Raw genomic sequence first — 23,057 nt, forward strand, 5'->3', positions numbered from 1 at the left:
GGCGTCTTTTTTGCCGCTTAGAAGTGTCCGGGAATCGCCGGCTCCCGATATGCCTAGGACAATTTTACGGGGCGGAAAAGTTCAGAGGTGATTTTTGATCAAAAATACGGACGTGGCGGCCCGAAACCGGCGGGCCCACGGGGGGGCACTTAGCCCTGTGCGGGGAAGCGGATCTCGACGCAAAGCCCGTCTTGGCCCTCGACCTTCAGCGTCGCTTCATGCTGAAAGGTGAGCGTGCGGATCATCCGCCAGCCCAGCGAATCCGACCGCTCGGGCCGTTTGGCATCTTCGGGAAGGCCGACACCATCGTCATAGACTTTCAGCGTCAGACCTTCATCGCTCTCTTGCGTGACCTCAATGGTGATCACCCCTTTGTCGCGCCCTTTGAAAGCGTGTTTATAGGCGTTGGTGATCAACTCGCCCACGATCAGCCCGATGTCGACAGCCAGTTTGTTGTCCATCTTAAGGCTGGGGCAAATCAGCTTGATGCCGATGCTCTGGCGATCCCCGGTAAAGGCGCGTTCGGCGTTCTTGGTGACTTCATCCAGCATATCAGACAGATCAAGGTCGGTGCTGTCGGTTGAGCGTTGCATCAACTCATGCGCCTTGGAGAGCGCGCCGACGCGGGTTTCCAACTCGCGCAGCACTTGGCGGGTCTCGTCCTCTTTGGCTTGGCTCTTGCTCATCCGGATCAGCGCCACGATCAGGGCAAGGTTGTTGCCCGTGCGGTGGTGCAATTCCTGCATCAAGAGGTCACGGTCGGCAATGCCTTCGCTCAACTCGCGGTTCTGTTCGGTCAGCGCGGCGGTCGGGTCTTTGGCGTTATAAGCCTCCAGCGCCGCGAGGGCGTCGGCCTTGATCTGTTCAACAGCGCATTGCGGTTCGGGCAGCAGAAACTCCGCATGGACCCGCGTTCCCTCTTGGCCGGTGTCCACATCAAAGCGGGCCGCGATACGTTGCACGCCGCGCAGGCCCAGCCCCATGCCCGTCTCCGACACGATGTCGCGGGTGGGGTCAAGCTTGTCTTCCTCGATGCCGCGGCCTTGATCAATCACTGTCAGGCCGAGGGCGGGCTTGCCATTGACATCCGTCAGCGAAAACCGCGCGCGGCCCTTTTGCCCATGCTCAATGGCATTGCGGCCCAGTTCCACAGCGGCGGTGACGGTGCGCGTCCGCTCGAAAGAGGTAAAGCGCATCGCTTCGGTCAGGGTCAGGGCAATCTGGCGCAGGGCCGCGATATCGCCGCCTTTTTCAAGGTTCACCGACGTGAGGTTCGTAGCTTTCATCAGTCCGCGTCCCGTGCAATGCGTATGACCACGATGGAGGCGTCGTCACGCCCGCGAAATGCCCGGTCGAGCAGGAAGCCAGCGATCAAGAGCGGGGATTTCCACAATAGACCCTGTGGAAGATAGCTGTCGCGCAGGGTTTTCAACCCGTCGCTGTGCAGGATCATCAGATCCCCCGGTTCAAGGTCAAAGGTCTCTTCATAGCCCCGCGTGGCGCGTGCGCCAATCCGGCCGTCGCGGACCGGCAGGCGTTTGACCTCGCCATTGCGGACCCGCAGGGTGGCGATATTGCCCAAAGCGGCATAGCGCAGCACCATCTGCGGCTGCGCGATATGCACAAGGGCCGCCACCGCGCCGCGCTTGCCGATCAATTGCTCGGTCACCTCACGCATCACGGCACCCGGCTCGCTGTTGAAGCTGCGGGTGGCGGTGACGGCCTCTGTCACCTCCAGCGATGCGGCTGCGGCCTCGGGGCCATGGCCCAAGCCATCGCAAACCAGAATATCAGTGGCTTTTGGCGTTTGCCGCAGCAGATAGTCGTCGCCGCATTCCTCTTCGTTCGGGTGACAGACCCGCAGGCCCACGGCCTCGACCCCATGGGTCGCGCAGGGGGGGCTGTCTTTGGCAAAGCTGCAAACGATGGTGGTGCCGACCTCGGACCCGCTGAAGATGTCGAATTCATCCGACAGACGGCGGATCGCGCCAAGGCCCAGCCCGGCGGAATCGCCACTGCTCATGCCGTCTTGGAACATGTGATCCATATCGCTGATGCCGGGGCCCCGGTCGGTAAAGATCATCACGATCTTGTCGCCCTTCCCCTCGGCCGGGGCATTGATCAGGGCGCGGCCTTTCTCGGCGTAGCGCAGGATGTTGGTCGTGGCTTCGGTGGCGACGATGGCCAACTCGTCGGTCCGGTGTTTCGGCCAATCGTGCTGGGCGGCCAGACGCCGTGCGGCGCGGCGGACCACGGCGATGGCGCTTTGGTCCTGAACTTCGACCCATTGTTTCATAGGTTCACACTCATCATCACGCTGGTGCCCCCGCCGACGGCGGTGCGGATTTCAAATTTCTTGGCCAGCCGCTGTGCGCCGCCCAAACCACGGCCAAGGCCGCCGCCCGAAGTATAGCCGTCCGTCAGGGCCAGTGCCACGTCCTCGATCCCCGGTCCCTTGTCCCAACAAACCACGCTAAGCTGCTTGGCCTTCGGATCGACATAGATGGAAAATTCACCTCCGCCAGCGTGAACGATCGCATTGCGGGCGATTTCGCTGACGGCGGTGGCGAAACGTGTGACATTCAGCGCCGAGGCGCCGTGTTCTTTCATGTAGCGCGCCACGGCTTGGCGCACCGTCACCGCGTCACCGCTGGTATTTAGTTTGAACTGAGAGAGAAGAACCTGCGCCCCAAGGTCCTTTTCGTCAAACGCGGCGTAGCTGGGCAAGGGCATGGGTCAGGCTTAACGCGGTGCGAATTTCCGGCAGGTACATGCCAAGCTCGACCAACGTGACCGCCACCGTGGGGCGCATGCCGACAACATAGGTATCCGCCGCCAGCAGACGGGAAATCCCCGCCAACTGCGCGATCACACGGCCCACGAAAGTGTCGACAATCTCAAGCGCTGAGATATCGAGGATCACCCCGTCGATGCGGTTCTCGGATATTTTGTTCGACAACCGGTCTTGAAGCTCCAAGATCTCGGTGTCCGTGATGTCATCCTGTATCGAAACGAGGAGCGCATGTTCGACCAGATTAATCGACGTGACACCGGCCACCTTATTGGCCCTCGGTCTTCTTGATCACATAGCCCACGGTCAGCAGCGCGTCCGACAGGGCGGTGCGGATGCTCGACCGGGTGGAAACGGTGCCGACATCAATGCCAAGCTGCACCATGGTCTGGGCGATCATCGGGCTGATGCCACTGATGATGCACTCGGCACCCATCAGACGCACGGCAGCGGCGGCGCGCAGCAGGTGTTGTGCCACCTGCGTGTCGACGGTGCCGACGCCGGTGATGTCCATGATGACCACTTCGGCCTGCCGCTCCAGAATGGTTTGCAGCAGGTTCTCCATCACCTCTTGGGCGCGGGCGGAATCCAGCGTGCCGATCAGCGGCAGGGTCAAAACGCGGTCCCAAAGCTCGACGACCGGGGTCGACAGTTCCAGCATTTCTTGGCGTTGACGATCGATGATCTGCTCACGCTCAAGAATGAAAATCTCGTTGGTGTAGATGGCAAAGGCATCGACCAGACGGGTGACCAGCATCACGTCGCGGATCAATACGCCGTGTTCGCTGTCTTGCATCGCTTCGAGCCGTTTGAACAGCGGCGCTTTCAACGCCAGCACAAAGGTCGCCATCTCGGTTGGGGTCACGCCGCGGTTGACACGTTCACGGCTCACATCGGCCAGAACGGCGCGCAGATCGTCCCATTGGGTATCATCGAAATCGAAATCTTCGCCCGAGATGCCATCGCGCACACCTTTGGAAAAGGCTTTGAGCAATTCGCGGTTCTGGTTCCGGCTCTCCGCATCGGAGAACAGGTCAGAACGTTTCACGCCCTCTTTGACCTGCGTTCCCAGCCACTCCTCGATGATACCTTTGAAATCGGTGTCGAGAACAGTCAGAATATTGGCCGTAGCAGATTGCGGCATCTTGAACCCCAGTGTTTATTTCACCCCCCATAGGCCAATCGTGGGGCCAAGTGTCAATAGGACGCAGGGATTTTGATCGGCGGCAAAGCGCCATCGGGGGCGCGCCATGTGATTGACTATGACCGCTTTTCGAGTGCCGCAACGGGGGGGGGCAGGCCATCGACGTTGGGTCTTCGCTTACGAGTTTGGAGGTGGAGGTGATTGGAGCGCTAGGGGCCCACGGCTCCACCATAAAGGGGTAGCCCCGTCGCATCGCCCACCCGCAGGCAGGCGATGACTGTCTCTTAGTCGCGGGTGGCGGCTTATGCCGCCTCGCCGGGATGCCGTGGGACCAGCGCCCGGACCAGATCACGCATATGCAACACGCCGACCTGTTTGCCCTCGCGCATGACGCGGTAGTTGTTGGTCGTATCCCCTCCGGAAACCGCGATGATGCTTTCCAGCGTGTCGTCGAAATCGACCTCACCGGCCACATCTGCAGGCGGCACCTCGGTCTTCTCCATGACCGACCGTACCCGCAGCACCCGCGCGCGGTTGATGTCGCTGACGAAGGCTTCGATGTAGGGATCATTGGGGTTCAGAAGGATATGCTGTGGCTCGCCCTGCTGGACGATGAACCCGTCTTTGAGGATCACCAGATGGTCCGCCAGTTTTAGCGCCTCGTCCAGATCGTGGGTGATGAAGATCACGGTCTTATGCAGTTCTTCTTGCAACTCGATCAGCAGATCCTGCATGTCGGTGCGGATCAGCGGGTCGAGCGCGGAGAACGCCTCGTCCATCAGCATCACGTCAGAGTTCGACGTGAGCGCGCGGGCAATGCCAACACGCTGCTGCATCCCGCCTGATAGCTGCGCGGGGTACTGCTCTCCTTGACCCTCCAGCCCGACGCGGTTCAGCCATTTGGTGGCCTCAGCCGCGTATTTGCTGCGGTTCTTGCCTTCGATCTCCCAGCTGAGCCCGGTGTTTTCCAACACCGTGCGATGCGGCAGCAGGGCGAACTTTTGGAACACCATCGACATCTTGTGCTTGCGCATCTCGCGCAGGCGACGCTCGTTGTAGTCGAGGATGTTCTCGCCGTTCATGATCACTTCGCCCGAGGTGGGGTCAATGAGGCGGTTGAGGTGCCGGATCAGGGTCGATTTGCCCGAACCCGACAGCCCCATGATCACCGTGGTCTTGCCCGCAGGCATGTCCACGTTGATGTTGTTAAGACCCAGCACATGGCCTGTTTCGGCCTGAAGGTCGGTCTTGCTCATGCCGCCGCGCACCTTCTCCAGCGCGCCCTGCGGGTCATCGCCGAAGATCTTATAGAGGTTGCGGACGGAAATCTTGATATCGTCTGTCATGTCTGGCCTCACTTCTGCGCCGCGTTGATCCGCGCAAGCGCGGCTTTGGTGACCCGGTCGAGGATGATCGCAAGCAGCACGATCCCCAGACCCGACAGGAGGCCCACGCCCAATTCAAGGCTCCGAATGCCGCGCAGCACCAGCACGCCCAGACCGGGGGCCGAAACCAGCGAGGCGATAACGACCATGGCAAGGCTCATCATGATGGTCTGGTTCACACCGGCCATGATGTTGGGCAGCGCCAGCGGGATCTGCACCTTGTAAAGCTTTTGACGGTTGGTCATGCCAAAGGCGTCGGCGGCCTCAATCACGTCTTTGTCGACCAGACGGATGCCAAGGTCGGTCAGACGCACCACCGGCACGATGGCGTAAAGGATGATCGCGATGCCGTAGAGCTTGGGCTCAGTCACCGAGAACAGGAAGATCAGCGGGATCAGGTAGACGAAGGGCGGCAGGGTTTGCAGCATATCTAAGATCGGGATCATCGTGCGCTGCACCCGGTCACTGCGCGACATGGCGATGCCGATGGGCACGCCCAAAAGCACACATATAAAGGCGCAGACAAAGATGATCGCCAACGTCTGCATGGTGTGTTCGTAAAAGTCGATAAAGGCGAGGAAGCCAAAGACCAGCGCCACCAGACCCACCAGCTTGAGCGAACGGCCCACGGCAAAGGTGATCGCCATCAAAAGCGGGATCATCACGAACCACGGCACTGCCTGCATGATCCACAGCGCATTTTCCAGCGCCCAGCTTAGCGGTTGGGTCAATGGGTCGACAACAACTTTAAGATTGTCCTTGATGGCGAGGAAGCCTTGCTCCAGCCCTTGGGTCAGGTCGCGCGACTGCGGGATGGCGTCGCAACTGTCGTGCAGCGCATCCAGCGAAGGGAAGGGCGTGTCCCAGAGCGTCGTGTCGGTATCACCGCCCGCTTGCCCCATGAGATCGGCCATGGAGCTAAGCCCACCGCCTTGGTCATCGCCGCACCAGCCGCGCAGGCCGAGCTGGTCAAAGAAGTTATCGTAAGTCGCCATCTGTCGCTTTCCCGGTCTGCATCAGACCGTCTATTTTTGGGGAGGGGGCCGGTGCGCCGCGCGGTTTGCGCGGTGTCGGCTGCCCCACGCAAAGGCGGCAAATCAAACCTATGTCCTTGCAAAGAAACTGCGCAATAGGCCGGGGGCCGCGGCGCAGTCGGTGTGAAAAGACGTAAGTCTTGCCGCCGATCCTGAAACAAACGGGCGGGAAACCCAGATGAGTTCCCCGCCCGCCGTTTTGTCAGTCTGTCTTACTGGTCAAGCAGCTTCGACAGGTTGCCACGGGCGTCGTCGCTCAGCCATTCGGCCCAGACGTCCTTGTTGTTCTGCAGGTAGTAAACAGCCGCTTCTTCATTCGAAGCGTTGCTTTCGCCCTGCCATGCCAGCAGCTTGCTCATCTCTTCGGTCTTGAAGGAGACGTTGCCGATGAATTCCGCGATTTCAGGATTGTTGTCGTGGAAATCCTTGGTCATCACGGTCAGAACCGGTGCCGTCGGGAAGGCCGAAGGCTTGGGCTCTGGGTTGTCGGCGTTCTGGTTGGCGCTGTGCGCGGCCTCGTCAAATTCGCCCAGATCGACGCTGGTCATGTCGTATTTGCCCAGCGGCGTGGTTGGGGCCCAATAGTAGCCGAACCATGGCTCTTTGCTTTCATAGGCCGACGCCATCGAGGTCACCATCGTCTCACCCGAGCCGTGGTCAAAAACTTCGATGCCATTGCCTTCGAGGTCATAGGCGCGGGCGAGGTTGTCGCTCACGATGCGGCAGCCCCAGCCATCGGGACAGTTGTTGAACATGCCGCCGACCAGTTCGGGGTTTTCCAAGATGCCTTCGATGGTGGCAAGCTCGGGATGCTCATCCACAAGATAGGTCGGCACCCACCAGCCTTCGACACCACCGGGATCAAGCACGGAAGTCAGCTCAACGATCTTGCCGTCCGCTTTCAGCTTTTTGTAAGCGTCACCGGCGGAGTTCGGCCACAGTTCGGGCACGATGTCCGGCTCGTTGTTTTCCGACAGCGATGTCACGGCGGGCGTGGTGTCCGACGGAACCACGGTCACATCGCAGGAATAGCCCTGAACCAGCAGGAATTCGGTCACGGCGGTGACGATCTGTGCCGACGCCCAGTTCATTTCCGCGATCGAGACTTCGCCGCAGTCCTGAGCGGCGGCGGCCATCGGGGTTGCAACGGCAAAGGCCGTGCCAAGCAAATAGCGTTTCATAGTGATATCTCCTCTATTGTATCCGCAGTGACACGCAGCCGCGCACCGCTGATCTTTGTCCCTTTGCATCAAGAAAAAGCCGGTCGCGCGATAGGGCGCGGCAGCTTTCGATGGCCGGGTTTGCTGGAGATAAGAAAACAAATCGCGCGTCCCTGTGCAACACGATTGCCGGGAGGATGACGCAAGTTCGGGCACCGCGCCGGGTCTGGCGCGGTGTGGTTATGATCGGCGCCCCCCTGCAGGACGCCATATAATTAAGGCCCGCCGCGACCGTTCAAGCGGGGCGCAAGTGGGGCTGTTCAGCGGCGGGAAAAACTTTCCATGCCGCGGATATGCTGGGGGATGTCTTTGCGGTTTAGGCCAATATCCTGCAGCAGACGGTCATCCATCGCGTTCAGCGTCGACAGCGTGCGGTTGCGCTCCCAACGGCGCGCGGTGTCGCGCAGGGCACGCCGCAGCATGGCGACAAGGGCCAGACCCTCGGCGTTGGCGACTTGACCGATGGTGCCGTTAAAGGCGGTTCCGGGCATCCCGGCGATCTGGTTGGTGTTCTTCAGCAGGCGGAAATGCATGGCATGCTCCATATCAAAAAAGGTCGTGAGAGGAAGGAACCGCAAAAGAGGACGGTCAGTGCCAAAAGGCCGGGCCGGGTCGGTTGTGTGGGTCTCATCCCGAGTGTGATCCGGAAAGTCAGTTGGAACCCCGATGGTCCGAACAGGCGGATCGGCCTGTCCGACCGGGGTTACCGGCGGTTCAGCAGCGTGCCCGGTTTGCGCGGGCGCCTCTTATGAACGGCATACATCAACATGCGGCGCATTTGGTCTACCCGAGCGGCCATTGCAATAGGGTGAAATGGGGGTGCGACACCCTGCCGCAGGAGCGGGGCGCAGAGTGCACTATGGCTGGGGTTTGCGCCTTGTCGGCGCGGTGTCGTTTGTGGGCTTTGAAATGTCGTTTTGAGCGTCGGATTTGGCGCATTTTGGCGCGGATGTTCGGGGGGAGGTAAGCGGCTAGTGAGGTATACGTTCGAGACCAGCAGCCGCCTTTGCGCGATTAAGTCTGCCGCAAAGAGGCGATAGGCCGCTTCTTGTAGGCCCACCTCGCCGCGCCGGTTGCGGTTCCGATGTGTTTCCGGCGAAATGCCTTGCATGAGCCCCTGACGCCCCCTCCAGGTGCGCGATTGATTCGGCGGGAATAAGGCGCTCTACCTGTGGCTTTGTCACCAGTTCCGCAGGTTTTCGGGCCATTGGTTCCAGCTTGTGAACAAGCAATCAAAAAGAATGACGAAAACAAGGCGGCACAGATGCGGCGCATTTGCGGCGCCATTGTCTCTCACCGCGAAACAGTCTTGACCGGGGGTGAAAGGGCGCGGTCGCGTTTTGGCGTTAATTTTCCTTAATCCTATGGCGAAACGCGATTTTGCCGAGGAATGCTGGGGAAACAATCGCCGCCGTGAGATCGGCTAAACCACCTGAATTGCGGCAAAACTTCATTTGGTTCCGGCAATTTTCAAACATTTTTCTCTTTGTCCATTCGTATAGGAGGGCTATTCCTATAGATGCCCAACTGGGGGGCATAGAAGTCTGTAGGTCACGGGGGCGGCCGCATTAAGCGCATCAAGGATGCGGGAAATGTGGGTACGCCGCAAAATTTGCGACCGTAAACACAACATACCGGGGAGGGGTTCTTCTCGGGTGTGGGCCTTGTTCAGGCTCGTCCCCTTCGTTGGCGCAAGGATGCGTGTCGCCCGATCTGGATTTCAACCAGCGGGGCGCGTGTGAACGGAGGGAGAGACGATATGATAGACAAGCGACAGGCCCTGCCATTGGCCTTCTGCGGGGCAAGAAATGTCCGGTTCGACCGCTCTGCCGTTCGGCGCTCCATTCATCAGATTGAAACAGAATCCACTTCCAAGACGGCCGCGTTGCGCGCCGCGTGCAACACCGCTCAGGAGAATTCACAATGATTAGAACACTTGATTTCAATGCGTTCAGCGCAGGCACCATCATTGACGACGAATATGCGGACCTGGGCGTTACGGTTTCGGCCAGCGGCGGCTCTGGCGATGCGATGATCTTTGACAGCGCCAACCCCACGGGTGGCGACAACGATCTGGCCTCCGACACGCTTGAAGGTCTGCTGATCGTCTCCGAAGACGGCGACCAGAGCGACCCGGACGACAACGCCGGCGGCGGCAGCCTGTTCTTTGATTTCGATGACATGGTACGCATGAAGGGCGTCACCTTCAAAGACATCGAAGAGACCAGCGGCGAGGGCACCCGTGTCATCTTTTACGATGACAATGGCGACGTGATCCAGAACCACTACGTTCAGCCCACCGGCGACGGCGGCGAACGGTTCGTTCAGTTCAACATAGACGGCGTGTCGCGCTTCGAAGTGCGTTTCGAAGGCTCCGGCGCGATCGACAACGTGATCTTCGACGACGACAAGCCAGCAGGCGGCGGCAATGACGCGCCCGTGGCCGAAGACGATGTGCTTGAGATCGACGAAGACACCTCCGGCACCGTCGACGTGCTGGGCAATGACAGCGACAGCGATGGCGACACGCTGACCATCACCATGGCAAGCTGCCCCGTCGGGGATGTGATCATCAACGACGATGGCACGCTCACTCTGACGCCAAACGCGGATTTCAACGGCGAAACAACCATCACCTACACCGTGGATGACGGCAACGGCGGCACCGACACCGGCACCGTCAATGTCACCGTAAACCCGGTGAACGACGCCCCCGAGGCCAATGACGACACGGCCAGCACCACCGGCACCGAAGCGGTCGTAATCCCAGTCTTGGACAACGACACCGACGTGGACGGCGACACTTTGAGCGTTGCAGATGCGTCCAGCGACGATGGCACCGTGACAATCAACGACGATGGCACCATCACTTTTGTTGCCGATGACGGTTTCACCGGCGACGCGACGATCACCTACACCGTGTCCGACCCCGACGGTCTGACCGACGAAGGCTCCGTGACTGTGACCGTGGGTGACGGCGATCCGACCCGCGACGGTTATGTTGACGGCACCGCTGGCGACGATCTGATCGACACCGCCTATACCGGCGACCCCGATGGCGACATGATCGACAACGACGACGCGATCCTGCCCGGTGCCGAAGGCGATGACGACTATGTCCGCGCAGGCGACGGTGACGACACCATTCTGGCAGGCGACGGCGATGACATCGTCGAAGCCGGTGCGGGCTCTGACGTGGTCGACGGCGGTGACGGTGACGACATGATCACCACCGGCAACGACGATATCGCGCCTGATTTGGGCTACCCGGAAAGCGACAGCGACAGCTTGAGCTTTGACCCCGATGCCGATCCCGAGAACGACCGCGACTCCGTCGATGGCGGCGCGGGCAATGACACCATCTCGACCGGCGACGACCGTGACACCATCACCGGCGGCACGGGCGATGATGTGATCGACGCGGGCATCGACGACGATTGGGTTGATGGCGGCGACGGCGATGACCGTATCGTCGGCGGCGAGGGCAACGACAGCATCCTTGGTGGCGCTGGCAATGACACGATCTTTGCCGGCAATGATCCCGACCTCGGCCTTGATGTGCTCGACATCCCCGACGAAGATGATGCGTCCAACCCCTTCACCCCCGACCGTGTTACGGACAACGGGAGGGATACGGTCGACGGTGGTTCGGGCAATGACGTGATCTATGGCGCCGATGACGCCGACATGCTGCGCGGCGGTTCTGGCGATGACTATATCGACGGTCAGATCGACGATGACATCATCGAAGGCAACACCGGCAATGACACGCTGCTTGGCGGTCAAGGCGCCGACAGTATCTCGGGTGGTCAGGGCAATGATGAGCTTGACGGCGGCACCGGCGATGACACGCTACGCGGCAACCGTGACGATGACCTGCTGGTCGGCGGCGCGGGCGACGATGTGCTCGACGGTGGCGGCGAGAACGACACGCTGATCGGCGACGACGGCGATGACACGCTGCAGGGTGGTCAGGGCGACGATCTGCTTGACGGTGGTGCGGGGGTCGACGTGATGACCGGCGGTGCCGATCAGGACAGCTTCGTCAACGTAAACGCAGGCGATGATGTCGACGGTGGCAGCGCTGGCATGGACTTTGACACGCTCGATCTGCGCGGCTCGGCCCCTGAGGGTGGTCGCTTCGAGATCACCTATACATCGGACGACCGCGAAGACGGTTTCGTCGACTACTTCAACGAAGACGGCAGCGATGCCGGGCGTTTGAACTTTGTCGAGATCGAAAATGTCATCCCCTGTTTCACACCGGGCACCAAGATCGCCACGCCGCGCGGCGAGGTTCTCGTCGAGGCGCTTGAGGTCGGTGACCGGGTCATCACCCGCGACAACGGCATTCAGACGATCCGCTGGGTCGGTGCGCGTGAGATGACGGGGGCCGAGTTCGAAAAGGCCGCCCATCTCAAGCCGGTGCTGATCCGTAAGGGCGCGCTTGGCAATGCACTGCCCGAGCGTGACATGATGGTCAGCCCCAACCACCGCGTGTTGGTCGCCAACGAGAAAACGGCGCTCTACTTCGAAGAGCGTGAAGTGCTGGTTGCGGCGAAACACCTGACCGGCATGGAGGGCATCGACGTGGTCGAGGTCTCTGGCACCACTTACATCCACGTGATGTTCGACCGCCATGAGGTGATCTTGTCGGATGGCACATGGACCGAGAGCTTCCAGCCTGGTGACATGTCGCTGGCCGGTATCGGCGAAGAACAACGCAACGAAATCCTCGAACTCTTCCCCGAGCTTGCGACACAGGACGGCATCGAAGGCTACACCGCCGCCCGCCGGTCGCTGAAAAAGCACGAGGCCAGCTTGCTGGTGAAATAATCCCGCAAGGGCGGGGCGCGATGCAACTTGGAAACGGGGCGGGTGACCGCCCCGTTTTCTTTTGTGGGATTATTCCTGCGGCTTTCGCCACGCGGCCCAATCTTCGGGCGTGTCGAGGTCAAGCCGCGCGCGTTGACCGGGCAGGGGCACCATCTGCACCCGCGCGCCTGCGCCGTGCACCACCGCGCGGCCCCCATCATCGCCGCTGAGGCGCTTGAGTTGGTCAAACAGCGCGGCGGCAAAGATGATCGGATGCCCCGGCCTGCCATCCTCTGTCGTGGCGCGCCAGACCAACGTCTCACTGCTTAGATCAACCGAGGCCGCAAGGCAGGCCAGATCGCTGGGCTCAAGGTCGGGCATGTCGGCCAACATCACCATGGCCGCCGCCGTGTCCGGGGGCAGGTCCGTAAAGGCGCGGCGCAGGCTGGCGCCCATGCCCTCGGCCGCATCGGGAATGGGAAGCGGCGTGATATCCAGCCCGGTCAGGGCCGTGTAGCGCGGATGCGGCGCGGGCGGCAGGGCGACCATCACGGGGCCGACGCTTTGCGCCAACCGCGTCTGACGGCGCAACAGGGGCTGGCCGTCCACGTCTTCCATCAATTTGTCGCGCCCTCGCATCCGGGAAGAGGCTCCGGCAGCGAGGAGGATCACAGGCAGAGAGGCTTTTGTCATGGCGCCAGACTACCGGGCGCAGCGCGCGGGGATAAGGGCTTTCTTGCACCTTGCCACGGGCCAGATATCAGCGCCGCCAAAGGTTACAAATTCCTGCTAAACCACCGTTGGCAGGGCGCTTTTTCGTGCTACCCTTGCCCCATGAACATCAAAGACCTGATCCCGCATACACTGTTTCGCAAAGCCCGCGAATATTCTCGTAAACTTTGGGTGCGGGTGGTCGTCATGGGGCTGTTGGCCTTTGTCGCCCTCGGGATGACGCAGCTGTTCGAGCCCTTGGTGCCCAAGGAGGTCGCCACACGTTTGACGGGCGAGGCGGCGGATCGGCTTTTGCAGATCATCGCGGATGCGATGCTTGCGGTTACGATCTTTTCGATCACCATCATGGTCACGGTTTACCGCTCTACCTCGGCCCAGTTCACGCCGCGGGCGCATCGGCTGATTATTCAGGACCGGACCACGCAGAACACCCTTGCCGTTTTCATCGGGGCCTATGTCTATGCATTGGTGGCCATCATCATGCGCGAGTTGGGCATCTATGTCGACGAACGCTCTTTCGTTCTGTTCTTGACGACAGTGATGGTGCTGGCGATCATCGTGATCTTTCTGATCCGCTGGGTGCTTCACCTGCAAAGTTTCGGCAGCCTGATCGACACCACGCGCCAGATCGAAGCCGTAACCACATCGCTGTTCAAGGAGCGGCTAAAGACGCCCTGCATGGGCGGTCACCCTTTGACCGGCCCCGCGCCGGAAAACGCCCGCCCGATCTTTGCTCCTGAAAGCGGCTATATCAAACATATTTACCCCGAGGCGCTGGACCAGCAGGCGCGCGATCATGGGGTGGCGATCTATCTTACCCGGCGCATCGGCGATTTCGTCTTTGTCGGAGAGCCTTTGGTCATGGTGACCCAGCGGGGCAGCCCACAGGACGCAGAGCACGATTGGGACAGCCTTGAGCAAAAGGTTTTCGACACCGTGCAACTGGGCGATCTGCGCACCTTTGACCAAGACCCGCGCTTCGGCCTGCGGGTGCTGGGAGAGGTTGCCTCCAAAGCGCTGTCGCCGGGGATCAACGACGGTGGCACGGCGATTGATGTCATCACCCGCATCGGACGCATCCTGTCTTATTATTCGGACGAGGCGAAGCCGAGCGGCAAGATCAACTTGCCCAACCTGCATATCGCGCCGATCCCGTCGGATGCGCTGATCGAAGATGGCTTTGGCGCGCTGGCCCGTGATGGGGCCTCGGTCGTCGAGGTGCAGATGGCCCTGCAAGAGGTGCTGGCCGGGCTGATGCAGCACCCTGACCCCGGTCTTGCCGCCTCGGCCCGGGACGCGGCAGAGAACCATCTGCGCCGCGCTTTCGAAGAGGTGCCCTTTGGCCCTGACCGGGCGCGTATTTGGTCCGCCGCATGCAAAGAGGTGCGCGCGGCGGTGGAGACACCGGACTAAGCGGAGGAGGTCAGAGGGGGCGGATTTTCAACTGCGTGATGCGGTTGCCGTCCCGCTCCATCACTTCGAACCGGAAGTTGTGGAAAGAGAACACTTGCCCCACGGTGGGGATCATCTGCGCTTCGTGGATCACCAGCCCGGCCACGGTATTGGCCTCGTCATCGGGCAGGGACCAGTCGGTGGCGCGGTTAAGATCGCGGATCGTCATGGCCCCTTCGACCATCAGATGCCCATCCTCGGACTGTTTGAGCGGGTGATCTGCGTCGGGGTCGAATTCGTCTGTAATCTCGCCCACGATCTCTTCGAGGATGTCTTCGAGCGTGATCAGCCCTTGCAGGGAGCCATATTCATCCACCACCAGCGCAAAATGCGTGCGGCGGCGCAGGAACTGGCGCATCTGCTCATCGAGGGTGGAGGTTTCGGGCACGAAATAGGGTTTCATCACCACATCGGCCACGTTGAACCCCTTGAGCGCCGCCGCATTGCCGTTGGGGCCGCCGATCAGCTTGTACATGGCGCGCAGCAGGTCCTTGGCATGGATCACGCCGATGATGTTCTCCGGATCATCGCGGAAGACGGGCAGGCGGGTGTGGTTGGATTGCAGGCATTTTTCCATGATGTCGGTCGGGTCGGATGCCGCATCGATCATCTCGATCCCCGAACGGTGCAGCATGACCTCTTCCACCGCGCGTTCGCGCAGGTCGAGCGCGCCCAAGATACGGTCACGGTCTTCCTTTTCGACCACGCCTTCGGAATGGCCCAGTTGCAAGGCCCCGGCGATCTCTTCTCGGACGGCCAGAATGTTGCTGTCCGGGTCGATCTGAACGCCGAAAAGCCGCAGCACCCCGCGCACGAAATAGCGCACTGCCGTCACCACCGGCGAGAAGACAAGCACCACGATGCTGATCGGGCGCGAGACCAGCGCCGCCGCCGTTTCGGCATTGGTGATGGCATAGGTCTTGGGCAGCACTTCTGAGAAGACAAGCACCAGAAGTGTCATCACCAGCGTCGCCAGCGCCACGCCGCTTTCGCCGAAAAGCCGGGTGAATAGCGCCGTCGCCATGGAAGCGGCAAGGATGTTGACCAAGTTGTTGCCCAGAAGGACCGAGCCGATCAGCCGCTCGTTATCCTCGGTGATTTTGAGCGCCCGTATCGCCCCGCTTGCCCCTTTGTCGGCCTGCGCGCGCAGCTTCCCGCGCGAGGCGGCGGTCAATGCGGTCTCGGACCCCGAAAAGAAGCCCGACAGGACGAGGAGAAACAGGATAATTCCGGTACTGACCCAGAATGCGGTGTCAAAAAGGGCGGGGCCCGTTTCCATGAGGTCTAAATCCATCCATTATGTGTTGCGAATGTTATGGGCGCAGGGGCTGCGTCATTCAAGGGTCGCAACGGGTGAGGGTGGTGTGATGCAGGCGAAAATCAACTGTGCAGAGCTTGGGGTTCTGGACGGGCCGCTGCTGTTGTTCGGTGGGCCTTATTCCAACCTTCAGGCGGTAGAGGCGCTGGCGGATTTTGCCGCCGCGCACGGCGTCGGCGGGGATCAGATGATCTGCACCGGGGATATCGTCGCCTACTGCGGGGCACCAAGCGAAAGCGTGGCGGCGATCCGGGCGCTTGGCTCTGCCGTGGTGGCCGGGAATTGTGAGTTGCAACTGGCCAGCGGGGCCGAGGATTGCGGCTGCGGCTTCGCGCCGGGCAGCAGTTGCGACATGCTTTCGGGCGCGTGGTACGCCCATGCCGCGCGGGCGTTGGATGCGGAGGCGAAGACGTGGATGGGGTCACTGCCGGATGTGGCCGTGTTTCAGCATCAGGGGCAGCGCTACGGGGTGATCCACGGCGGGGTGTGCGATGTGGCGCGGTTCATCTGGTCAGAGAGTGCAGAGGCGGTGTTCGAGGAGGAGTGGCAGGCCTTGGAAGAGGTCACAGGCCCCGTCGATCACATCATCGCCGGGCATTCCGGTCTGCCCTTTATCCGCAAGACGGCGCGTGGGCGCTGGATCAATGCAGGGGTGATCGGCATGCCGCCCCACGACGGTGGCCAGCAAACGCGGGTGGCCGTGTTGGACGGGGGCGAAGTGCGGTTTCACCGGCTTAGCTATGATATGGCAGGGGCCGTGGCCGACATGACAAAGGCCGGTCTGCCGCGCGCCTATGCTGACGCGCTGCAAAGCGGTTACTGGCCGTCGGAAGACGTGCTGCCACCGGGGTTGCGCGTGCCGTCCTTGGCCAGAGGGTGACGCTCTAGCACGAGGTCCGACAGGCGCTCTTCTAGCACATGGGTGTAGATCTCGGTCGTGGCGACATCGGCGTGGCCCAGCATGGTCTGGATCGCGCGCAGGTCCGCGCCATTGGCCAGCAGATGCGTGGCAAAGGCATGGCGCAGGGTGTGCGGCGTCACCTTTTCAGGGGGCACGCCCCCGGTCACGGCAAATTCCTTGATCAGCAGATAGAACCGATGCCGCGTCAGGTGGCCCGTTGCCCCGCGCGACGGGAAGAGATGCCGTGCGGGCGGTTTGCCCTTGGCTTGGGCCGCTTCATCCGCCTTGTCGCGCACCACCAGCCATGCGGCCAGCGCATCACGCGCAGGCTCTGACAGGGGCACCAGCCGCTCGCGGCCCCCCTTGCCCGAAATCAGCAGCAGGCGCGGATCGCCGCGCGCGGCGCTGACCGGCAGGCTGACCAATTCGCTGACCCGCATGCCAGTGGCATAGAGCAGTTCCATCAGGCAGGTGTTGCGCAGCTGGTCTGCCAGCGCCCGGCCAGAGTTGCGCGCGGCATCCAGAAGCCGGTCGACCTCTTCTTCGGAGAGGATCTTGGGCAGACGTTTGTCTTGCCCCGGTCCGGCGATTTGCACCGCTGGATTGTCTTCGCGCAGCCCTTCCTCAAAGGCAAAGCGGTAGAGCTGTTTGATCGCCGAAAGCCGCCGCGCGCGGGTGGATTTGGCCAGCCCTTGGGCATCGCAATAGACAAGGTAATCCTCAACCTCGCCGCGGCTGGCGGTGAGGAAATCGTGATTGCGCTGCGCCAGAAAGGAATCGAAATCCTTGAGGTCGCGGCCATAGGCCAGCTGCGTATTGGTGGCAGCACCCTGTTCGGCGGCGGCGGCCTCCAGAAAGCTGGAGATCCAATGGAAGGTCGGGGTCTGGGACATCATCATTGCTGGAGCAATACAATCTGCAGGGCGGCACGTCGGGCGGTGTCTTCCAACCCGAGGGCGCGCAGGGTGGCTAGGGCGTCGCGGAGCGCCGATGTGTCACCACTCGCCCCGTCATGCAAGAGCGACAATAGGCGAAAAATTGCCATACCCAATTCCTTGTCCCGCGCCAGCGCCATCAGGTCGGCGCGCGGGGTGGGATTGGCGAAAGCATCGTGAACAGCAGCGGCCAAAGGCGCATCCGGGGCGGGGCCTTCGGGGGCATCGCCAACCGCTACGGCGCGCAGCAATTCGTCTTCGGGGGACTTGCCGATCACCCGCGCCGAGGCGGCCTCGTAATTGGGCGACAGCAGCGCCACATCCCGCGCCAGACGCGCGGCATGGCCCGCAAGCGGCATGGTCGAGAGGGGTTCGGCAAAGAGCGTGGCAAAGGCCACTTCGAGAGAGGCCTCGCGCATCGCTTCCCATGCAGGCGGCAGGGTCTTGGCCACCGCCTCTGCGCTGCTGGTGCGCAGGGCTGTCTCAAAGCGTTGCAGCGCCGCGACACGGTCCCAGACGCCCCCCGATGCAGCGGGCTGGCGGTCTGTGTACAGCCCCAGCAGCAGGTTGTCGGGCAGGGCGCCCGCGCGGGTCAGACGCTCGGCGGCCTCAAGCTGGGCTTTCCATCCGGCGATGTCGCGCAGATCGGCCACCGCATAGGGGCGCGGCAGGATGTTGGAGGGCAGCGGCTCACCAATGGTTTCAAACAGGCGAAAGGTCATCGGGTCCATCTGGCGTGGCACGCGCAGCGGTTCGGCCCCTTCGTAGAAATCCGGGTTCAGGAAACGGTCAAAGAGTTCAAGCTGCGCCTCTGGCAACAGGCCAAGCGCCTGCGCCGAGCCAAAGGTCAGAGCCGCGTTTTCCCAATTGCCCGCGCGGGCGTTGCAGAAAATCCGTGTGCCATAGTCGCGGGTCAGATGCGGAGATTTCATCAGCCGCTCGCAGACGCGGTGTTCGGTCCCGGTGAGCAGGGAAAGCTGCATCCACAGGTCGAAATGCGCGGTCGAGGTGGTCACCCCGGCCTGTTCGATCAGTGACAGCGCCGGATCGAGCGCGCCCAGCTCCATGAGTTTTTCGCCCCGTGCCAGCGCCAATAGATCGCCATTGCGCGCCTCGCCCTGCGGGGCCTGCGCCTCGGCCAGAAGCACGGTATAAAGCAGGGCCTGCGCGGCGGGCAAATGCAGGTCGGGCAGGTTGCGAATACGCTCGATCAGGGCAGTGGTATCGCTGCCCATCCAGATGTCCCCACGCAGCCCGGTGACCGAACCGGGCACCAGCCCGATGCGGCGCGGCGCGCCATCGCCCAGTGGGGTGACCTGCACCGCGGGGGGCAAAGCGTTGTTGGCGACAGGCGGTTCCGCTACCCGGCCCGGATTGGGCGGGCGTTTGGGGCGGTTTTCAGGCGGCGATTGCGCCCCGAGCCAGTCGATCACGGAAAGCGGTTGGTCATTGGCGGCGGGGGGCTTTTCCTGTTCCCGGGCCGCTGAGGTTTTGCGCGAATCGCGGCCCAGATTGCGGTCTTCGTCGGATTCGGCCAGCAGGGCGCTGGCACTGACCGAGCAGATCAACGCAGCGCAAAGGGCCAAACCGCGTTTTGACAGCGCGTTTGCCACCCCGCTCAATCCGCTGTCAGCGTGACGGGCTGGCGTGTCTCAATCTGTTCGGGCGAAAAGTCCACGCCAAAGAAGGGCCCGACGTAGGCATAGCCCACCAGCCCGATGAAGCCGACAATCAATAGAAATATCAAAAGCTTAAAAAGTTTACCCATGATTAATGCCTGCCCGGAAATCTGCTATTTTGCCAAACTATATATGGCCTTTCCGGCAAGATCACGTCATTCAGAGAAAAATGAGCGGAATTAAGCACAGCATAACCGATGGCGATGAAATGCCGCCCCGTTACCATCTGAACAAGACGGTGGCGCTGGTTGGCATGATGGGGGCAGGCAAAACGGCGGTGGGGCGTGCGGTCTCGGCCAAGCTGGGCGCGCCCTTTCTGGACAGCGATGCCGAGATTGAGGCGGCGGCCAATCTGAGCGTGCCCGAAATTTTTACCCGCGACGGAGAGCCGTTCTTTCGCAAACGCGAGACAGAGGTCATCGCCCGGCTGCTGGCAGAGGAACGTTGCATCCTGTCCACCGGCGGCGGGGCGTTTCTGGCCGAGGTAAATCGCGACAATATCGCGGCTTACGGTGTGGCGCTCTGGCTGGATGCGGACCTTGATCTGCTGTGGAACCGGGTGCGCTATAAGGACAGCCGTCCGCTGCTGCGCACGGCTGATCCCAAGGCCACGCTGACCGCGCTCTACCGCGACCGGGTGCCGCTTTACCGGCTGGCGGATCTGTCGGTGCGCTGTGATCCGCGCCTGTCGATTGACGCCATGGCCAATCGGGTGATCGATAAGCTGCTGACTAGGCCGGATGTTTTGGAGAAATTGGATGCGTGAGACGGTATCCGTGGCCCTGCCGGGGCGGGAATATGATGTAATCATCGGGCCGGGGTTGCTGGCCGATGCGGGCGCGCTGATCGCGCCGCTGCTGCGCCGCAAGCGGGTGGCCGTCATCACCGAAAGCCGCGTGGCCGCGTTGCATTTGCAAACGCTGCGGGACGGGTTGGCCGCCGAGGGCATCGCGATGTCGGCGCTGGAACTCACGCCCGGAGAGGGGACCAAGGACTGGGCCAATCTGCAGCGCTCGGTCGACTGGCTGCTCGACGAACAGGTGGAGCGCGGCGATATCGTCGTGGCCTTTGGCGGCGGGGTGATCGGCGATCTGGTGGGCTTTGCCGCCGCCGTGCTGCGGCGCGGGGTGCGTTTTGTGCAGATCCCCACATCGCTTCTGGCGCAGGTCGACAGTTCGGTGGGTGGCAAGACCGGGATCAACGCAAGCCAAGGCAAGAACCTGATCGGGGCATTCCATCAACCCAGCCTTGTGCTCGCCGATACCGAAGTGCTGGGGACCATGTCGCCCCGCGATTTCCTCGCCGGGTATGGCGAGGTCGTGAAATACGGGCTGCTGGGCGATGCGGATTTCTTTGATTGGCTAGAGGCGCAGGGGCCAGCCCTAGCGGCAGGCGATATGGAAGCTCGGATCGAGGCGGTGCGCCGTTCGGTCCAGATGAAGGCCGATATCGTGGAACGCGACGAGACCGAGCAGGGCGACCGCGCGTTGCTCAACCTCGGCCATACTTTCGGCCATGCGCTTGAGGCGGCGACGGGCTATTCCGACCGTCTGCTGCATGGCGAAGGGGTGGCGATTGGCTGTGCGCTGGCCTTTGAGCTTTCCGCGCGGCAGGGCCTATGCCCGCAGGAAGACCCCAGCCGCCTGCGCGCCCATCTGGCGCAGATGGGCATGAAGACCGACCTGCGCGACATTCCCGGCGACCTGCCAGAGGCCGAAGAGTTGCTGCGCCTGATGGGGCAGGACAAAAAGGTCGTCGATGGCCGGTTGCGTTTCGTTCTGGCGCGCGGCATCGGCCAAGCCTTTGCGGGGGCCGAGGTCGACAATGCCGATGTGCTGGCCCTGCTGCGCGACGCGCTAAGCGCGCGCCAGTGACCCGCGGCGGGCTGGGCCCGGCGGTTGAACTCTGTTCTTTAAGGTGTTGTGGTGCCGAATAAAAAGGGCGGCGCCGCCAAGTCGGATGTTTGAGACAGGCGTCACCCTGCATGTCTGAACGTCTTGACATGGCGCCCGCGTGGAGCGCCTCTGATCCGGTTGCCGAACTGATGAATGCCCGGCGGGTATCGCGATGGGGAGAGGTCTAATCCGGCGCGGTTAAAGACCTGTCACGGCCGCGGTCGCAGAGGGTGGGCAGGGCGCAACGGCGCCCCGCCCGAAATCGCATAGGGTTTAGAACGGGATCTCGTCATCGAGATCACGGCTGCCGCCACCGCCGCCGCCGCCACCACCGCTGCCGCCGCCCGAGGAGGACGGGCCGCTGTCATAGCCGCCGCCGTAGTCATTGCCGCCACCACCGTAGCCGCCACCGCCGCCACCACCGTAGCCGCCGCCACCACCGTAGCCGCCGCCACCACCACCGCCGCCGCCGGACCCGGCGCCACCGGGACCGTCGAGCATGGTCAGCGTGCCGCCAAAGCCCTGTAGCACCACTTCGGTGCTATAACGGTCCGCGCCGGATTGGTCTTGCCATTTGCGGGTCTGCAACTGGCCTTCGATATACACTTTGGAGCCCTTCTTGAGGTACTGCTCGGCGATGCGGACGAGCCCCTCTTGGAAGATCGCCACCGAATGCCATTCGGTCTTCTCGCGGCGCTCACCGGTGTTGCGGTCTTTCCATGTTTCCGAGGTGGCGATGCGCAGGTTGCACACTTTGCCGCCGTTCTGGAACGACCGCACCTCGGGGTCGCGCCCGAGGTTGCCGATAAGGATCACTTTGTTCACTGAGCCGGCCATCTTGCCCCCTCGTTTGTCATTGCTGTGTCATTGCGTCGGGCGCGAATCCGAGCGCGCCCAATTCGGCCGTTTATATCGCGGTTGTCCGCCGGATGACACCGGCTTTCCCACCTCGCCGCCCATCAAGGCCCGCCGCGTGGCGGGCCGGTTTCCGGGGGCTGGTAGGCCGCGCGGTTTTGGGTATACTGCGCGCAATGCAACGGCAGGGGGCAGAGATGCGAAAGACGGGACGTTTGGCCGGTCTGGCCGCGGTAGGTTTGGCGGCAGCCGGGATGATCGCGATGGGGGCAGCGCCGGCGGCTGCCGATATGTTTGCCAGCAAAAACCGCGCGGGTTTGTTTTCGTCTCAGAAAAGCATCCTCGATAACCGCGCATCCAAGCAATATTCCGCCTCCGTTCGGCTGCAACCGCCCAAGGTTGTCACCCCGACGAAATGGGACGCGCCGAAATACAACGGTTCCTACAAAGGGGCCTTTCTGACCCATGCCCGCGCGGCGGCGACCCGGCATGGTATCCCGGTTGATCTGTTTCTGCGGCTGGTTCAGCAGGAAAGCGGCTGGAACCCCAAGGCGCTGTCGCACAAGGGGGCGATGGGATTGGCTCAACTGATGCCCCAGACCGCGCAGGCGCTGCGCGTCGACCCGACCGATCCGGTGCAGAACCTTGAAGGCGGCGCGCGCTACCTCAAAATACAGTACCGCGCTTTCGGAAGTTGGGAGCTGGCGCTGGCGGCTTATAACGCGGGGCCGGGGGCGGTTAAGAAATACGGGGGCGTCCCCCCCTATAAAGAAACGCGGAATTACGTTAGAGTGATCACTGGCAGCTAAGCCATTGATATCTATGGGTCTGTATGGCGCGGTGGGCGTTTGTCCGCCTATTTTCACGTGCCTATGCCCCCTTGGCCCGGCGCCCTAGGGAA

Annotated in this window: 21 protein-coding genes; 6 read left to right on the forward strand and 15 right to left on the reverse strand. The window is 62.0% G+C overall.

Features of this window, described 5'->3' with window-relative positions:
- Window positions 1-149 precede the first annotated feature (149 nt).
- The 9 genes from T8A63_RS07625 to T8A63_RS07665 form a co-directional block, all read right to left on the reverse strand.
- A complete protein-coding gene (locus T8A63_RS07625) occupies window positions 150-1,286 on the reverse strand; it encodes a sensor histidine kinase (protein WP_322345419.1) in 1,137 nt (378 codons plus the stop codon).
- Entirely contained in the window at window positions 1,286-2,296 is a 1,011-nt protein-coding gene (locus T8A63_RS07630; protein ID WP_300053673.1) for an ATP-binding protein, read from the reverse strand. Before T8A63_RS07630 ends, T8A63_RS07625 begins: the two co-directional genes overlap by 1 nt.
- Entirely contained in the window at window positions 2,293-2,733 is a 441-nt protein-coding gene (locus T8A63_RS07635) for an ATP-binding protein (protein WP_322345420.1), read from the reverse strand. Before T8A63_RS07635 ends, T8A63_RS07630 begins: the two co-directional genes overlap by 4 nt.
- Complete coding sequence (locus T8A63_RS07640; protein ID WP_067627401.1) at window positions 2,705-3,058, reverse strand: STAS domain-containing protein; 354 nt, start codon at window positions 3,056-3,058, stop codon at window positions 2,705-2,707. Before T8A63_RS07640 ends, T8A63_RS07635 begins: the two co-directional genes overlap by 29 nt.
- A gap of 1 nt (window position 3,059) precedes the next feature.
- Window positions 3,060-3,935 carry an STAS domain-containing protein gene (locus tag T8A63_RS07645; protein WP_067627403.1) on the reverse strand — a complete coding sequence of 292 codons (876 nt, stop codon included), beginning with the start codon at window positions 3,933-3,935 and terminating at the stop codon, window positions 3,060-3,062.
- Window positions 3,936-4,237: 302 nt separating this feature from the next.
- Complete coding sequence (locus T8A63_RS07650) at window positions 4,238-5,281, reverse strand: quaternary amine ABC transporter ATP-binding protein (RefSeq protein WP_067627405.1); 1,044 nt, start codon at window positions 5,279-5,281, stop codon at window positions 4,238-4,240.
- A gap of 8 nt (window positions 5,282-5,289) precedes the next feature.
- Complete coding sequence (locus tag T8A63_RS07655) at window positions 5,290-6,315, reverse strand: ABC transporter permease (RefSeq protein WP_322345421.1); 1,026 nt, start codon at window positions 6,313-6,315, stop codon at window positions 5,290-5,292.
- Window positions 6,316-6,566: 251 nt separating this feature from the next.
- Window positions 6,567-7,535, reverse strand: coding sequence for an ABC transporter substrate-binding protein (locus tag T8A63_RS07660; RefSeq protein ID WP_322345422.1), 969 nt, complete (start codon window positions 7,533-7,535; stop codon window positions 6,567-6,569).
- A 299-nt stretch (window positions 7,536-7,834) separates the two neighbouring features.
- Window positions 7,835-8,107 carry a DUF1127 domain-containing protein gene (locus T8A63_RS07665; RefSeq protein WP_322345423.1) on the reverse strand — a complete coding sequence of 91 codons (273 nt, stop codon included), beginning with the start codon at window positions 8,105-8,107 and terminating at the stop codon, window positions 7,835-7,837.
- A 1,390-nt stretch (window positions 8,108-9,497) separates the two neighbouring features.
- Between T8A63_RS07665 and T8A63_RS07670 the strand changes: the two genes are divergently transcribed.
- Entirely contained in the window at window positions 9,498-12,410 is a 2,913-nt protein-coding gene (locus tag T8A63_RS07670; RefSeq protein ID WP_322345424.1) for a Hint domain-containing protein, read from the forward strand.
- 69 nt (window positions 12,411-12,479) lie between these two features.
- Here T8A63_RS07670 and T8A63_RS07675 read toward each other — a convergent pair whose 3' ends face one another.
- The gene (locus T8A63_RS07675; protein WP_067623673.1) at window positions 12,480-13,082 is read right to left on the reverse strand and encodes a nucleotidyltransferase family protein; all 603 of its coding nucleotides are present in this window, start codon (window positions 13,080-13,082) and stop codon (window positions 12,480-12,482) included.
- A 141-nt stretch (window positions 13,083-13,223) separates the two neighbouring features.
- Here T8A63_RS07675 and T8A63_RS07680 point away from each other — a divergent pair, with 141 nt between their 5' ends.
- Entirely contained in the window at window positions 13,224-14,534 is a 1,311-nt protein-coding gene (locus T8A63_RS07680; protein WP_322345425.1) for a DUF2254 domain-containing protein, read from the forward strand.
- A 10-nt stretch (window positions 14,535-14,544) separates the two neighbouring features.
- Here T8A63_RS07680 and T8A63_RS07685 read toward each other — a convergent pair whose 3' ends face one another.
- On the reverse strand, window positions 14,545-15,852 hold the full coding sequence (locus T8A63_RS07685) for an HlyC/CorC family transporter (protein ID WP_322345426.1): 1,308 nt from the start codon (window positions 15,850-15,852) through the stop codon (window positions 14,545-14,547).
- A gap of 88 nt (window positions 15,853-15,940) precedes the next feature.
- On the opposite strand from T8A63_RS07685, the gene T8A63_RS07690 reads away from it, so the two are divergent.
- Window positions 15,941-16,771 carry a metallophosphoesterase family protein gene (locus T8A63_RS07690; protein WP_322345427.1) on the forward strand — a complete coding sequence of 277 codons (831 nt, stop codon included), beginning with the start codon at window positions 15,941-15,943 and terminating at the stop codon, window positions 16,769-16,771.
- Here T8A63_RS07690 and T8A63_RS07695 read toward each other — a convergent pair.
- Genes T8A63_RS07695 through T8A63_RS07705 form a run of 3 tightly spaced genes read right to left on the reverse strand, consistent with a single transcriptional unit; the run spans window position 16,708 to window position 19,495 of the window.
- Window positions 16,708-17,691, reverse strand: a complete 984-nt coding sequence (locus T8A63_RS07695) for a site-specific tyrosine recombinase XerD (RefSeq protein ID WP_120351225.1) — start codon at window positions 17,689-17,691, stop codon at window positions 16,708-16,710. The two genes, T8A63_RS07690 and T8A63_RS07695, sit on opposite strands and share 64 nt — an antisense overlap.
- A complete protein-coding gene (locus tag T8A63_RS07700) occupies window positions 17,688-19,340 on the reverse strand; it encodes a hypothetical protein (RefSeq protein ID WP_322345428.1) in 1,653 nt (550 codons plus the stop codon). The genes T8A63_RS07695 and T8A63_RS07700 overlap by 4 nt, the downstream gene beginning before the upstream one ends.
- 5 nt (window positions 19,341-19,345) lie before the next feature.
- Window positions 19,346-19,495 carry a hypothetical protein gene (locus T8A63_RS07705; protein ID WP_007120408.1) on the reverse strand — a complete coding sequence of 50 codons (150 nt, stop codon included), beginning with the start codon at window positions 19,493-19,495 and terminating at the stop codon, window positions 19,346-19,348.
- A gap of 80 nt (window positions 19,496-19,575) precedes the next feature.
- On the opposite strand from T8A63_RS07705, the gene T8A63_RS07710 reads away from it, so the two are divergent.
- Both T8A63_RS07710 and aroB read left to right on the forward strand, forming a co-directional pair.
- On the forward strand, window positions 19,576-20,172 hold the full coding sequence (locus tag T8A63_RS07710) for a shikimate kinase (RefSeq protein WP_322345429.1): 597 nt from the start codon (window positions 19,576-19,578) through the stop codon (window positions 20,170-20,172).
- Window positions 20,165-21,280, forward strand: coding sequence for a 3-dehydroquinate synthase (gene aroB / locus T8A63_RS07715; protein ID WP_322345430.1), 1,116 nt, complete (start codon window positions 20,165-20,167; stop codon window positions 21,278-21,280). Before T8A63_RS07710 ends, aroB begins: the two co-directional genes overlap by 8 nt.
- 294 nt (window positions 21,281-21,574) lie before the next feature.
- Here the strand turns inward: aroB and ssb are convergent, their stop codons facing one another.
- Window positions 21,575-22,138: a single-stranded DNA-binding protein gene (gene ssb, locus T8A63_RS07720; protein WP_322345431.1), complete on the reverse strand. Its 564-nt coding sequence runs from the start codon at window positions 22,136-22,138 to the stop codon at window positions 21,575-21,577.
- Between the two features lie 281 nt (window positions 22,139-22,419).
- Here ssb and T8A63_RS07725 point away from each other — a divergent pair, with 281 nt between their 5' ends.
- Complete coding sequence (locus T8A63_RS07725; protein ID WP_067628889.1) at window positions 22,420-22,965, forward strand: lytic transglycosylase domain-containing protein; 546 nt, start codon at window positions 22,420-22,422, stop codon at window positions 22,963-22,965.
- The last annotated feature ends 92 nt before the right edge of the window (window positions 22,966-23,057 follow it).

Source organism: Sulfitobacter sp. OXR-159 (assembly GCF_034377145.1).
Lineage (GTDB): Bacteria > Pseudomonadota > Alphaproteobacteria > Rhodobacterales > Rhodobacteraceae > Sulfitobacter.